17 protein-coding genes are annotated in these 13,726 nt (G+C 38.6%); 6 read left to right on the top strand and 11 right to left on the bottom strand.

Features of this window, described 5'->3' with window-relative positions; translation table 11 throughout:
* Nucleotides 1-31 precede the first annotated feature (31 nt).
* The 3 genes from pyrH to rpsB are packed head-to-tail and all read right to left on the bottom strand — an operon-like array spanning nt 32 to nt 2,239.
* Nucleotides 32-742, bottom strand: coding sequence for a UMP kinase (gene pyrH, locus PERMA_RS01145; protein ID WP_012675507.1), 711 nt, complete (start codon nt 740-742; stop codon nt 32-34).
* 1 nt (nt 743) lies between these two features.
* Nucleotides 744-1,337 (bottom strand): translation elongation factor Ts, encoded by a 594-nt coding sequence (tsf, locus tag PERMA_RS01140; RefSeq protein WP_012676061.1) that lies wholly within the window; start codon nt 1,335-1,337, stop codon nt 744-746.
* A complete protein-coding gene (gene rpsB, locus PERMA_RS01135) occupies nt 1,337-2,239 on the bottom strand; it encodes a 30S ribosomal protein S2 (protein ID WP_012675358.1) in 903 nt (300 codons plus the stop codon). Before rpsB ends, tsf begins: the two co-directional genes overlap by 1 nt.
* A 148-nt stretch (nt 2,240-2,387) precedes the next feature.
* On the opposite strand from rpsB, the gene PERMA_RS01130 reads away from it, so the two are divergent.
* Nucleotides 2,388-3,458 (top strand): LptF/LptG family permease, encoded by a 1,071-nt coding sequence (locus PERMA_RS01130; RefSeq protein ID WP_015898993.1) that lies wholly within the window; start codon nt 2,388-2,390, stop codon nt 3,456-3,458.
* Here the strand turns inward: PERMA_RS01130 and pheA are convergent.
* The 5 genes from pheA to guaB all read right to left on the bottom strand — a co-directional run bounded on the left by pheA (nt 3,445) and on the right by guaB (nt 8,527).
* Nucleotides 3,445-4,530, bottom strand: coding sequence for a prephenate dehydratase (gene pheA, locus PERMA_RS01125; protein WP_012675980.1), 1,086 nt, complete (start codon nt 4,528-4,530; stop codon nt 3,445-3,447). The two genes, PERMA_RS01130 and pheA, sit on opposite strands and share 14 nt — an antisense overlap.
* Nucleotides 4,530-5,309 (bottom strand): inositol monophosphatase family protein, encoded by a 780-nt coding sequence (locus PERMA_RS01120; protein WP_012675803.1) that lies wholly within the window; start codon nt 5,307-5,309, stop codon nt 4,530-4,532. The genes pheA and PERMA_RS01120 overlap by 1 nt, the downstream gene beginning before the upstream one ends.
* Before the next feature lie 12 nt (nt 5,310-5,321).
* Entirely contained in the window at nt 5,322-6,518 is a 1,197-nt protein-coding gene (locus tag PERMA_RS01115; RefSeq protein WP_012676925.1) for a phosphoglycerate kinase, read from the bottom strand.
* 21 nt (nt 6,519-6,539) lie between these two features.
* The gene (locus PERMA_RS01110; RefSeq protein WP_012675590.1) at nt 6,540-6,905 is read right to left on the bottom strand and encodes a hypothetical protein; all 366 of its coding nucleotides are present in this window, start codon (nt 6,903-6,905) and stop codon (nt 6,540-6,542) included.
* Between the two features lie 152 nt (nt 6,906-7,057).
* Entirely contained in the window at nt 7,058-8,527 is a 1,470-nt protein-coding gene (gene guaB, locus PERMA_RS01105; RefSeq protein ID WP_012675886.1) for an IMP dehydrogenase, read from the bottom strand.
* 138 nt (nt 8,528-8,665) lie between these two features.
* Between guaB and thrC the strand changes: the two genes are divergently transcribed.
* Genes thrC through PERMA_RS01085 form a run of 4 tightly spaced genes read left to right on the top strand, consistent with a single transcriptional unit; the run spans nt 8,666 to nt 11,427 of the window.
* A complete protein-coding gene (gene thrC / locus PERMA_RS01100) occupies nt 8,666-9,913 on the top strand; it encodes a threonine synthase (RefSeq protein ID WP_012676449.1) in 1,248 nt (415 codons plus the stop codon).
* Between the two features lie 10 nt (nt 9,914-9,923).
* Nucleotides 9,924-10,208: a MoaD/ThiS family protein gene (locus tag PERMA_RS01095; protein WP_012675618.1), complete on the top strand. Its 285-nt coding sequence runs from the start codon at nt 9,924-9,926 to the stop codon at nt 10,206-10,208.
* Between the two features lie 3 nt (nt 10,209-10,211).
* Entirely contained in the window at nt 10,212-10,454 is a 243-nt protein-coding gene (locus PERMA_RS01090) for an NIL domain-containing protein (protein WP_012676898.1), read from the top strand.
* Between the two features lie 4 nt (nt 10,455-10,458).
* Nucleotides 10,459-11,427 carry a Ppx/GppA phosphatase family protein gene (locus PERMA_RS01085; RefSeq protein WP_012676606.1) on the top strand — a complete coding sequence of 323 codons (969 nt, stop codon included), beginning with the start codon at nt 10,459-10,461 and terminating at the stop codon, nt 11,425-11,427.
* On the opposite strand, the gene tsaB is transcribed toward PERMA_RS01085, so the two are convergent.
* Nucleotides 11,413-12,030 (bottom strand): tRNA (adenosine(37)-N6)-threonylcarbamoyltransferase complex dimerization subunit type 1 TsaB, encoded by a 618-nt coding sequence (tsaB, locus tag PERMA_RS01080; protein WP_012675494.1) that lies wholly within the window; start codon nt 12,028-12,030, stop codon nt 11,413-11,415. The genes PERMA_RS01085 and tsaB overlap by 15 nt on opposite strands.
* 118 nt (nt 12,031-12,148) lie before the next feature.
* Here tsaB and PERMA_RS01075 point away from each other — a divergent pair, with 118 nt between their 5' ends.
* The gene (locus PERMA_RS01075) at nt 12,149-12,301 is read left to right on the top strand and encodes a flagellar biosynthesis anti-sigma factor FlgM (protein WP_148206391.1); all 153 of its coding nucleotides are present in this window, start codon (nt 12,149-12,151) and stop codon (nt 12,299-12,301) included.
* On the opposite strand, the gene PERMA_RS01070 is transcribed toward PERMA_RS01075, so the two are convergent.
* Both PERMA_RS01070 and PERMA_RS01065 read right to left on the bottom strand, forming a co-directional pair.
* Nucleotides 12,295-13,425 (bottom strand): cysteine desulfurase family protein, encoded by a 1,131-nt coding sequence (locus PERMA_RS01070; RefSeq protein WP_012675201.1) that lies wholly within the window; start codon nt 13,423-13,425, stop codon nt 12,295-12,297. The two genes, PERMA_RS01075 and PERMA_RS01070, sit on opposite strands and share 7 nt — an antisense overlap.
* Nucleotides 13,412-13,726: a hypothetical protein gene (locus tag PERMA_RS01065; protein ID WP_012676344.1), complete on the bottom strand. Its 315-nt coding sequence runs from the start codon at nt 13,724-13,726 to the stop codon at nt 13,412-13,414. The genes PERMA_RS01070 and PERMA_RS01065 overlap by 14 nt, the downstream gene beginning before the upstream one ends.

Raw genomic sequence — 13,726 nt, 5'->3', positions numbered from 1 at the left:
GGAATTAAAAGAATTTTGATAGGAAAAGAAGTTATCTGACGATAGATCCTATAGGCTCACCAAGGAGGATCTTCATTATATTTCCTTTTTTCTTTATGTTAAAAACAACTATAGGGAGATTGTTCTCCATACATAGCGTTAATGCTGTATGATCCATCACTTTCAGATCTTTGTTTATGGCCTCAAGGTATGTTATCTCCTTAAGCAGCTTTGCATCAGGGTGTTTAACAGGATCTTTATCGTAAATCCCATCAACTTTTGTTGCCTTAAGAAGAACATCAGCCTTTATCTCTGCAGCTCTTAAAGCTCCTGTTGTATCTGTTGTAAAGAATGGTGATCCTGTTCCAGCTGCGAATATAACGATTCTTCCTTTTTCAAGATGTCTTATAGCCCTTCTTCTTATGTAAGGTTCTGCTATCTGCCTCATCTCTATGGCAGACATAACCCTTGTGGGAACCTCTTTTTTTTCTAAAATGTCCTGAAGTGCGAGGGCATTCATAACAGTGGCGAGCATACCCATATAGTCTGCTGTTGCTCTATCCATTCCCATTGAGGAGCCTTTTACTCCTCTGAATATATTTCCACCACCTATAACTATGGCTATCTCTGCACCTATCTCATAAACTGACTTTATCTCATCTGCAAGTTCACTAATAAAAAAGGGATCGATACCATACTCTCGATCCCCCATTAAAGCTTCACCTGATAGTTTTAAAAGGACTCTCCTGTACTTTAAGCCCAAATTATTCCCCTATCTCGTACCTGCAGAATCTTGATACTTTAATATTCTCTCCAAGTTTTGCTATGTACTCTTTAATGAGATCTTCAATAGTTTTCTTGTCATCCTTTATGTAAGGCTGTTCTAAGAGGCATACCTCTTTGAAGAACTTCTCAAGCTTTCCCTCAGCTATCTTCTCAGCTATATGTTCCGGTTTTCCTTCTGCTATAGCAGCTTCCCTTGCTATCTCTCCTTCCTTCTCAATCACTTCCCTTGGGATATCCTCTCTGCTCACATACTGTGGCTTCATAGCTGCTATCTGGAGAGCTATCTCATTTGCAAGCTCCTTGAAAACCTCATTTCTTGCAACAAAATCTGTCTCACAGTTAAGCTCAAGTAAAACACCAACTCTTCCACCTGCATGTATGTAAGAATGGATTATACCTTCCTTTGTTTCTCTTCCTGCCTTTTTTGCAGCCTTTGCTATCCCTCTTTTTCTTAAAAGCTCAACAGCCTCCTCAAGATTTCCACCTGTCTCTTCAAGGGCTTTTTTACACTCTAATATTCCAGCACCTGTCATCTCTCTTAAAGTTTTTACAAGTTTTGCGTCTGTAGCCATTACTTTAACTCCTCCTTTGCTTCTTCTATTTCTTCAGGAAGATGCTCCTTAACTTCCTTATCTACTTCCTCTTCTAGTTTTTCCTCTTTTTCAGGTGCGTTTGCTCCATGTATTCCTGACTCAACTATCCCAACTTCAGCAACACCTTCTTCCTCAGCCTTTTTCATAAGCTCAGCTTCTATACTTTCAGTCTCAACAGCTTCACCAACGCTTTCCCTTAAAGACTTTCCTTCAATAACAGCATCAGCTATCTTCGTTGTTATAAGATTTATAGCCTTTATAGCATCATCATTACCTGGTATAGGGTAATCTATCATGTCAGGATCACAGTTTGTGTCCGCTATAGCAACAACAGGTATACCAAGTTTCTTTGCCTCCTTAACTGCAAGCTCCTCCCTGACTGTATCAACTATGAATATGATGTCAGGGATCTTTTCCATATCCTTTATACCTTTCAGGTACTTCTCAAGCTTTTCCTTTTTCTTTTTGAGCTTTACAACTTCCTTTTTTGGAAGTATCTCAAAAGCCCCTTCAGCTTCCATAGTCTCAAGCTTTTTGAGCTTGGCAACACTCTTTCTGACTGTTGTAAAGTTGGTTAAAAGACCTCCTAACCATCTCTCATTGATGTAGTAAGCTCCACATCTTGTTGCCTGTTCTTCAATGATCTGCTGTGCCTGTTTCTTAGTTCCTACAAAGAGAATGTCAGATCCTTTTGCAACCTCGTCTCTCACAAACTCCCAGGCAACTTTGAAAAGCGGGATCGTTTTGGCAAGGTCAATGATATGGATCCCGTTTCTCTTTGTGAAGATGTAAGGTGCCATCTTGGGGTTCCATCTTCTTGTCTGGTGACCGAAATGAACCCCAGCTTCAAGAAGTTCTCTCATAGTGATTTCAAAAGCCATAAAAACATACCTCCTAAGGGTTTATTCTTCCGCCTCCCAAGGACCACAAAGGGCAACCCTTTTGCAGCGGGAAGCGTGCTTTTTTGTGAATAATTAACCGAAATAATATATCATATTTAACTACATTTATCAAAAATAAAGGTTTTAAATGAGGATACTAGATAGATATTTATATAAAAAACTGACTGTTTACCTGCTTGTTGTTCTACCTTCTTTCTCATTTGTTGCGGTTCTCGCCGAACTTATAGAGGTTTTAAGAAAGGCGAAACAGCTTGATATTTACTATCTTTCGCTGTACATACTCTATCAGCTTCCGGAAAAGGTATACTACATTCTGCCAATATCTGCTGTTATAGCTTTTATACTTCTTGCAAAGGATCTGATAGAGAGTAAAGAGATATACCCGATACTTCTCAACGGAATCTCACTTAAATCTCTGGCCACAAAACTTTTTATATTTCCGTTATTCCTATCATTCCTGCAGATAATCAATCTTGAGCTCATTATGCCGACCGCTAAGAAAGAGGTGGAAAAGGTTTACTCTATATTAAAGAACAGACCTCCTGAAGAGGAAAAATACCTTTTCGCTTATAACAGATGGATTACACTTGACAGTAAAAGCTATATGTATTTCAGATTTCTTGATTTTAACAAAAGGGAAGGTAAGGATCTTATATTCATACAGTTTGATGAGAACTACAATCCTGTTTTAAGAATAGAAGGTAATAGATTCAAGATAAAGGGCAGAAGCATACTTATTCAAAACGGCAAGATCATAGATCTATCTGACATTTTCTCTTTTAATTACAGAAGGTTTAAGACATTTGACTTTCCTGTAGCTGTAGACATTAAAAATCTAAAAAAACTTGTAAAGGTTAAAAAACCTGTATCAATACTACAGCTTTACAGATCAGCTGTTATAGCAGAAAAGTTCGGTTATCCTGCAGGATACTACTGGAGTAAGTTTTATTCAAAGCTTGCCACTGTATTTTCAGCCCTTATCCTCTCAATCGTTGTCTTCCCATTCCTGTGGAGCAGAAAGAAAGATAAGCTTTTTATAGCTTTTGCATCTATAATCGTTTACTGGTACGGTACAGCATTTATAGCATCAATGGCTGAAAGTGGAGCTGTCCCTTATATAACCGTTCTTTTTGTGGATCTTGTGTATCTGATGGTAGGTCTGTTTTTCCTTTCTAAACTCAGGTTCAGTGAGCTTTAGGGTATGAGCCAAGGATCTTGAAGAAAGGTGATATCTCCTCAAGCTCTTTTAAAGCTTTTTCTACCCTCTCATCCTGTATATGACCTTCAATATCTGTGAAGAAAATATAATCCCATGCCTCCTTTTTAGAAGGTCTTGATTCTATCTTTGTCATATTTATCCCGTGTCTGTATAAAGGCTCAAGTGTCTTATATAGAGCTCCCACCTCATTTTTTACGGAGAATATGAATGTTGTCTTATCATTTCCAGTTCTGTTTGGTATCTGTGTTCCTATCACAAGGAATCTTGTGAAGTTATGTATATGTCTGTCTATCTTTCTCTCAATTATATGAAGTCCATAAATATCAGCAGCTGCCTCACTTGCCACAGCGGCAGACTCATAATCATCCTTTGCCATCTCTGCGGCTTTTGCTGTACTTTCAACCTCTATAAGCTGTGCATTTGGCAGATTTTCCCTGAGCCAGTCCCTACACTCAGCAAGTGCATGTCTGTGGGAGTAAACTCTGACTATCTCCCTGACATCAGGATTTATTCCCATAAGATGAAGTGATATCTCAAGTATAACTTCACCCGTTATCTTAAGAGGGTAATCAACAAGAAGATCCAGTGTGTAATTAACTATACCTTCTATTGTGTTTTCAACAGGAACAACGCCAAAATCAGCCTTCTCCTTTACAATCTCCTCAAAAACATCCTTTATTGTTGATACAGGTATATGCTCAACAGCCTGACCAAAATGTTTTATAGCTGCCTGGTGTGTAAATGTTGCCCTTGGTCCAAGGTATGCAACCTTAATACTCTCCTCTGTTGATCTACAGGCTGATATTATCTCTCTGAATACAGGCTTTACAGCATCTGTAGGGAATATTTCACCAAGCTCAGCATTCAGCTTTTCAAGTCTCTCAAAAATAGCCTTTTCCCTGCTTGGAACGTATATAGGGAGATTATGCTCCTTTTTTATATGCCCAACTTCCTGGGCTAATTTAGCCCTCTCATTCAGAAGTCTGAGAATCTGCTCATCTATCTGGTCTATCTTATTCCTAAGCTCTTCTAACTTTTTTTTATAATCCATCACACAAGTGTTCTTTTTACTATTTTATAAAGTTCCTCATGAATGTGGGGACTTCCCGCTATAACATTTCCGTCTAACTTTTCCTCACCTTCAAAATTTGTAAAGATACCGCCTGACTCCTTTATAAGAAGGACTCCTGCTGCAATATCCCATATTGAGAGCTTCATCTCAAAAAATCCATCAAAAACACCTTCAGCTGTCATCGCAAGATCAACAGCAGCCGCCCCAGGTCTTCTAATAGCTGAGAATGTTATCATAGCCTCTCTAAAAGCTTTCAGATAGCTGTCCAGCTCCTCTATATACCTGAATGGAAATCCTGTAGAAACAAGAGCCATCTCAACAGGCCTGTTTGATATTCTTATTCTCTCACCATTTAGATATGCACCTTCTCCTTTTCCTGCCCAGTAGAGCTTATCAAGCATGGGAACATATATAGCACCTGCTACAATCTGATCCCCTTTCTGGAGGGCCACCGAGACAGCAAATATCTCAAAACCGTTTATATAGTTCTTTGTTCCGTCCAGAGGATCAACTATCCAGAGGTACTCACTTTCTGTATTTCCTACAACGCCCTCTTCCTCACCTAAAAATGCATGGTCAGGATGGACAGAAAGTATAAAATTCCTTATCCTTTCCTCTGAGAGCTTGTCAACGTACGTAACAAAATCTTTAACAGATTTGCTCTCTATATCCTCTTTTTTAATCTTTTTGAAATACTCCTTCAGTATGTGACCGCCTAAAACAGCAGCCTCTTTAGCGGTTTTTATATACTCCTCCAAGCTGTAAACCCCTTATTCATTTTTGGTTATAGCCTCAAGACAGGGAAGAACTTTACCTTCAAGGAGTTTAAGGAATGCTCCTCCACCTGTTGATATATAGCTTATCTCATCTATAACACCGGCTTTATGAATGGCATAATCTGTGTCTCCTCCACCTGCAATGGATAGAGCAGGTGATTCTGCTATAGCATGGGCAAGCCCAAATGTTCCACCTTTGAATTTATCTATCTCAAAAACACCCATAGGCCCGTTCCATATTATTGTCTGTGCATCTTTAAGTATCTCTTTTATAAGGGTTATAGATGCATGTCCTATATCAAGACCCATCCAGCCTTTTGGTATCTCCTGCCATGCAACCTCAATAACAGGTGTCTGTTCTGATATAGCCTGTCCGCAGACAAAATCTACAGGAAGGTAGAACTTTACACCTCTCTTTTTAGCCTCATCTATAACATAAAGGGCCTCATCAAACATATCATCCTCAACAAGGGAGCTTCCAACCTCATAACCCATAGCTTTTATAAATGTGAAGGCCATCGCTCCCCCTATAAATATCTTGTCAGCCTTATCAAGCAGATGTTTTATAACACCAAGTTTAGATGAGACCTTTGATCCACCTATAAATGCAACAACAGGTCTCTGTGGATTAACAAGAGCTTTTTCAAAGTATTTCAGCTCCCTCTCAAGGAGAAATCCCATAACAACAGGCTGTACAAAATCCTTTATGCCGTACATTGAAGCATGTTTTCTATGGCATGTACCAAAGGCATCTATAACATAGATCTCTGCAAGTTTTGCAAGAGACTTTGCAAACTCAGGATCGTTTCCTTCCTCTCCAGGATGGAACCTTAAATTCTCAAGGAGAACAACATCCCCATCTTTCATGTTAAATACAAGCTCCTCAACTTCCTTTCCAACACAGTCAGGAGCAAACTTAACCTCTTTGTTTAAAAGTCTCTCAAGTCTCCTTGCGACAGGGAATAGTGAGTATTTTGGATTTCTCTCACCTTTTGGTCTTCCAAGGTGTGAGGCAAGTATAACCTTCGCATTTTTATCTAAAAGGTAGTTTATAGTTGGGATTGTCTCCCTTATCCTTGTGTCATCAACTATATGACCGTGTTCGTCAAGAGGAACGTTGTAGTCAACCCTGACAAAAACCCTTTTTCCAGTAACATCAACATCTTCAAGAGTCATATAGCTGTTGAACATCTATACCTCCCTATTCCTTATTTAGAACGGCAGATCGTCTTCGCCTTCATTCTCACCTTCAATACCGTCAAATATATCCCAGTTAGAGACCTCAATTCCTCTTATTTTCAAAGCTGTCTGTCTTAAAAGCTCAAGATATGCTGCTATCTCCTTATAAGCCTCAAGCATTGAAGAGAGCTTCAGTATCTGTGATTCATCAAGGGATCCTTTATGATTTCTCAGGGCCTTCTTTATTGCAGCTTTTGTTACAATGATCTCACCTGTTTTTTCCTGCCATTCGCTCCAGAACTCATTAGTTCCGAGAGGATTTTTTATTATAAATCTCTCAAGGTTAGTAAGCTCCTGTGCAAGCAGCATATCAAACTGTGAAAATGATTTCTTATCCATATTAGACCTCTATTTAGAATTCTTAATCTTCCTTACTGCTCATATACTTTTTTGCCTCTTTTACAAGAAAAGCGATAATAATAACTGAAACAACTGTAAAACCTGCAGCTGCTATATAAGCTGTTATTGGATGCTCCATCTTTATCCCCCCTTTAATCTATCCAGTAGTTTGGAGCTTCCTGTGTAATGTAAACGTCGTGGGCGTGACTCTCCCTCAGACCTGCGTTTGTTATCTTTATGAATCTTCCATTCTTCTGAAGATCCTCTATTGTTCTGCTTCCTGTATAACCCATACCTGATCTAAGCCCACCAACAAGCTGGTAAACAACATCGGATAAAGGTCCTTTAAATGGAATTCTTCCCTCAATTCCTTCAGGAACAAATTTCTCAACATTCTCCTGGGAGTATCTATCTGAAGAGAATCTCGCTTTCATCGCTCCAAGCGATCCCATTCCTCTGTAAACCTTGTAAGCTCTTCCCTGGTAGAATATCCTCTCACCAGGTGATTCTTCAGTACCTGCAAATAGGCTTCCAAGCATTACAGTATCAGCACCTGCAGCTATAGCCTTTACTATATCTCCTGAGTATCTTATACCACCATCAGCTATAACCTTTCTGCCATACTTGTGGGCAACCTCAGCACACTTTGCGATAGCTGTTATCTGAGGAACACCTATACCTGCAACAACCCTTGTTGTACATATAGATCCTGGACCAACACCAACCTTTACAGCATCCGCACCGGCTTTAATAAGATCCTCTGCAGCCTCACCTGTTGCTATATTTCCACCAACAAGCTCAAGATCTGGAAACTCAGCCTTAACTTTCTCCACAGTCTCAAGTACTCTTACAGAATGACCGTGAGCCGTATCAACGATAATCACATCAACACCTGCCTCAACAAGTGCTGTAACCCTGTCTATTGTATCTGGTCCCGTCCCAACAGCTGCTCCAACCCTTAACCTTCCAAGCTCATCTTTACATGCATTTGGATACTGCTTTCTCTTGACTATATCCTTTATAGTGATCAGTCCTTTCAGATGACCTTCATCATCAACAACAGGTAGCTTTTCAACCTTGTGTTTCTGGAGTATATCCATAGCCTCTTCAAGTGATGTTCCCTCTTTTGCCGTTATGAGAGGAGCTTTTGTCATAAACTGCGAAACAGGCTTTCTGTAATCCTTTTTATGCAAAAATCTAAGATCCCTGTTTGTAAGTATTCCTATAAGCTTATTCTCAGAATCAACAACAGGAACACCTGATATCTTATATGTTGCCATTATCTCAAGAGCTTCCTTTACAGTCTGATCAGGACCTATTGTTACAGGCTCCGTTATCATTCCACTTTCAGCCTTTTTTACCTTCTCAACCTCTTTCATCTGGTCTTCTATTGACATATTTCTGTGTATTATCCCTATTCCACCTTCCCTTGCAAGTGCTATGGCGAGTCTGTGTTCTGTTACAGTGTCCATAGCTGCAGAAACTATCGGTATATTCAGTTTTATTTTTGGTGTCAGATAAGAACTAACATCAGCCTCATGTGGAAGAACATCAGATTTTTGAGGTAAAAGCAGAACATCATCAAATGTAAGAGCCTCTTCTATGATAAACTCATTATACATTAAAGCTTCAGACCTCCTGTTTAAAAGGATTTGTGTACTGATTTAGATTTTATTCATTTTATCATTATTTTCCATACCTGTAAATTTTATATTATAATAATTAATCCTTATCTATATACGTCGGAGGTTTATGAATAAATGCCAAAAGTCAAAGCATTAAAATGTAAAGAGTGTGGTAAAGAGTATCCTGTCGAACCTATACATGTGTGTGAGTTCTGTTTTGGACCACTTGAAATAGAGTACGATTATGATGAGATAAAGAAGAATATATCTAAGGAAAAGATAGAAAACGGTCCTAAAAGTCTATGGAGATATGTTGATCTCCTTCCTGTAGATAACCCTAAGGTGGGGCTTTCTGCAGGATTTACACCTCTTATAAAAGCTGAAAAGTTAGGAAAGGAGCTTGGACTTAAAAATCTGTACATAAAAGATGACTCTGTAAATCATCCAACGCTCTCGTTTAAAGACAGGGTTGTTGCTGTTGCACTTTCCAAGGCTAAGGAGTTTGGATTTGATACAGCAGCCTGTGCATCAACAGGTAATCTTGCAAACTCTGTTGCCGCAAATGCTGCAGCCTCAGGAATGAAATGTTATGTCTTTATCCCATCAAACCTTGAGACTAACAAGATCATAGGCTCACTCGTATTCAATCCTACAGTTGTTGCTGTTGATGGAAATTATGATGATGTTAACAGACTCTCTTCAGAGATAGCCAATGAGTTTGGATGGGCTTTTGTTAATATAAATGTGAGACCATTTTACTCAGAAGGATCAAAAACTCTTGCATTTGAGGTTGCTGAACAGCTTGGATGGAAAGCTCCTGACGCTGTTGTAGCTCCTTTAGCTTCAGGTTCTCTGTACACAAAAATATGGAAAGGGTTTAATGAGCTTAAAGAGGTAGGACTTATATCTGATAATCCTCCAAGAATGTACGGGGCTCAGGCAGAAGGATGCAGTCCTATATACAAGGCCTTTAAGGAAAACAGGGACTGGATCGTTCCAGAAAAACCCGACACAATAGCAAAATCAATAGCTATAGGAAACCCTGCTGATGGTCCTTATGCTGTTAAAGTAGGGAAGGAAAGTAGTGGTGATATGGAGATAGCCTCAGATCAGGAAATAATAGAGGGTATAAAACTTCTTGCTAGAACAGAAGGTATATTCACAGAGACAGCTGGTGGAACAACGATAGCTGTTCTCAAAAAGTTAGCTGAGAAAGGGGCTTTTGATCCTGAAGAGACCGTAGTTGTTTACATAACAGGTAACGGTTATAAAACAATGGAAGTTCTTGAAGGACAGCTCAAAAAACCTGTTCATATAAAACCTTCACTTACTGAGTTTAAGGAAAAAGTTATTGGTCAGACAGTAAAAGCTGAAGAAAAATAAGGAGGTAAAAATGGCGGTAACAGTTAGAATACCAACAGCATTAAGAAGAGTAACACAGGGTCAGGGCGAGGTTCAGGTTGAGGCATCAACAATAGCAGAGCTTATTGATAAGCTTGAGGCTGAATTTCCTGGAATAAAAGAGAGACTTGTTGAACCTAACGGTGAGATAAGAAAGTTTGTTAACTTCTTTGTTAATGATGAGGATATAAGATTTTTAAAAGGGAAAGATACAGAGCTAAAAGATGGAGATATTGTAGCCATAATACCTGCAATAGCCGGGGGTTTGGAGGCCTGAGTTATGGAATCTATAAAGCTAAAACTTATATACCCTGAAGAAAAGATAAAAGAGCCTATCTTAAGCAGGGTCTGTAAGAATTTTGATGTTGAGATAAACATAAGAAAGGCTAATGTTCAGGAAAATATAGGCTGGCTTGAGCTTGAGCTTACAGGAAAAGAAGAGGAGATTGAAAAGGCTATACAGTACCTTGTAAGTCAGGGGATAGATGTTTCCCCTTTAGAAGGACAGGTCTTTATGGAGTAGAGTTTTGAGCTATAAAGTAGCTGTAATTGATATTGGAACCTACTCCACAAGACTTTTAATATCTGGCATTCATGAGAAAGACTCATTAGAGGAAACACTCCGTAGTGTTGATGATATCCTATCAGTTGGGAGAATAACATCCTTAGGGAGAAACCTGAAGGAAACAGGGTATCTCCAGAGGGAAGCTATTGATGAGACACTTGCAACACTGAGAGAGTATGTTCTTATAGCAAAAGAGTATAAAGTAGAAAGAATAATAGGTTATGCAACAGCCGCATGCAGAGAGGCTGAAAACGGAAATGAATTCCTTGAAAAGGCAAAACAGCTCGGTATTGAGATAAATCTTATCACAGGAGATGAAGAGGCTTATCTCTCTTTTCTTGCAACAGCTTACGGACTATCACCTGAAGGTAGTTTTGTTGTAGTTGATCAGGGTGGGGGAAGTACTGAGTTTGCATACGGCATAAAAGAAAACGGCGGATATAAGCTTGAAAGTTCAGTTTCATTTCCCTTCGGTATAGTAAATCTCACAGAAAAGTTTATAAAATCAGATCCTCCTGAAAAAAAAGAGATAGAGGATATGAGGAGGTTTATAACTCCTTACATAGAAGAAGCCTACGGAAAGATGAAGGAGTGCAGGGAGATAATAGGTCTTGGCGGAACAATAACAACACTTGTTGCTCTTGAGTACCATATATTCCCTTACTCATCTCAGAAGGTTCACGGTAAGAGATTAACAAGAGAAGCAGTCAAAAAATGGCTTGATAAGCTCTCATCAATGACTCTTACTGAAAGGAAAAGGATACCCCAGATTGAGGATAAAAGAGCTGAAGCTATCATATCTGGGATAGTCATATTTGATACGGCTATGGAGGTTTTCGAAAAAGATAATATAAGGGTAAGCGACTGGGGATTGAGACACGGAGCTGTTATAAAATACATAATGGAAAGGTTTTCATCAAACAGGTCTTAGATATACAGGCTGTAAAAACAGAGGGTCTTCTTTAAGATCATACTTTAAAGCATAAAAGAACCCATCAACAGAAAGATCATCAATATCCTTTATAACATTTTTCCCGAAAGTATCCAGATTTTTCTCAATAATCAGATAGTCCTTATATTTTTCTATATCTTCCCTCAATCTGCTAATCTTCTCTATACTGTAATCTGTTAAAGGTTCTGTCTCTTTCCCATCTGATATATACTCCCTCAGGAATGCTTCCTTCTGACCACCGTTTATAGCAACAAGTATCTTACCTCTATAGAGTCTGTACCTGTAAGCTATAACATCAAGACTCTCATAAGCGTATATCGGAACAGAGAGGGAGAAAGATACAGTTTTAGCCACAGAAAGTCCTACCCTTAAAGCTGTATAACTTCCGGGACCTTTATTTACAACAACACCAGATATAAGATCAGCAGACAAACCGAGATCATTGAAAATATCATCCAACTTTCCGACAATTAATTCAGAGAATGGTTTTGTTTTGGATAAAGAAAGTCTTGCAGCAATATGATGTCCATTTATAAGGGCTATTCCCATATTTTCAGAATAAGTATCTATTGAAAGAAACATGACCTCTCCTTTTTTAAAGTAACAAAAGGATTATACCGAAAAATGAATAACTGAGGAAAGGGCATTGGATGAGAAAAAACTTCGTAAGCTTTTAGAGCAAAAATTATCTGAGGAAGATTTGGAAAAGTTAGAAGCATATTTAACGGAGGAGAAGCTGTTGCGTATGGAAAAGATAAGAAAGATAAAAGAACTGATAGAAAGAGGAGAGTACGACATACCAGCAGATGAAGTGGCAGAAAAGATTATTGAGTTTTTCAAAAAAAATCAGTAAAAAACAGAGAGTTTTCCAAAAATATCCTTGATTTTTTCCAAAAGAATATCTACCTCTTCCTCAGTATTATCAACACCAAAGGAAAATCTGACAGCTCTCAATGCCTTTTCCTCAGAATAACCATAGGAAAGTAAAACATGGGAAGGTGAGGGAGTGCCTGAGGAACAGGCAGAACCTGAGGATACAGCGATACCTTCCGTATTAAGTGCCATTATAAATGTCTGTGCATCAATCTTCGGGAATATAACTGTAATTATATTTGGGGATCTTTCAGCATTTTCACTCACTATCTCAACATCAGGAATTATTGTTTTCAGCCCATTAATAAATTTACCGCTAAGATCTTTTAATTTTTTTATAAAATAAGCTCTGTTTTCATTCCATATCCTTACCGTTTCAGAAAGAGCCTTTATATAAACAACATTCTCCGTCCCTGACCTTAAACCAAACTCCTGCCCTCCACCGAAAAGAAGAGGTGTTAACTGTATATCTTTTTTTCTTCTGAAAAAGCCGATCCCCTTTGGAGCATTTATCTTATGTCCTGAGACAGAGAAAAAATCAACAGAATCTGAATTTATATCAATCTTACAGAATGACTGGACCGTATCTGAGAAAAATAACACATCTCTTTCCTTACATACCTTTCCTATACTTTCCAGATCCTGAACAACACCCGTCTCATTGTTAACATGTATAATGGAAACAAAAAGCGTTTTTGGCGTTATCTTTTTGTTAAGGTCATCTAAATCAACTATCCCCTGACTGTCTACCTTTAAAAATCTGATCTTATATCCCCTTTTTGAAAGATATCTCACAGGGTTTAGAACTGATTTATGCTCTATAGGTGAGATCAGTATCTCATCTTTCTCAGGGTAACCCTCAGCAAGACCTCTTATTATTGTGTTGTTACTCTCTGTTGCACATGATGTAAAAATTATCTCATCCTCAGGAACACCAAGAAAGGAAGCTATATACCTTCTTGATTCCTCAACAGCCATCCTTGATCTCTGTCCATCTGAATGAATAGAGTTAGGGTTTGCATAAAAATCCTGTGACCAGATCTTTATCTTATCTAAAACCTCTGGAAAAACCTTTGTTGTAGCAGCGTTATCAAAATATATCATCACTATCCCCTGTATTAAAATCCTTAACTATCTGGAGAATCTCCTTTATCTCCTTAACAGCTTCCAGATCCCTCTCTCTGTAAGCCTTTTTTAGCGTTACTGTTAATGATGCCTCAGCTATACGAAGTAAATTTATGTACTCCTCAGGTCTCATACATTCCTGAAGACCTTTCATCATACTGAAATGCTCAGAGAATATATCCCCGTAATTAAGCTTCCCAGCTCTATTCAGACAGTCCCTTATAAGACCGTCTAACCTTTTAAGCTCTCCTCTAAAAAGAACCTTCTCTATCTCCCTCAT

Source organism: Persephonella marina EX-H1, assembly GCF_000021565.1.
Taxonomy (GTDB): Bacteria; Aquificota; Aquificia; order Aquificales; family Hydrogenothermaceae; genus Persephonella; species Persephonella marina.
Note: the sequence above shows the minus strand (reverse complement) of the source record. Positions and strands in the feature narration are given on the sequence as shown.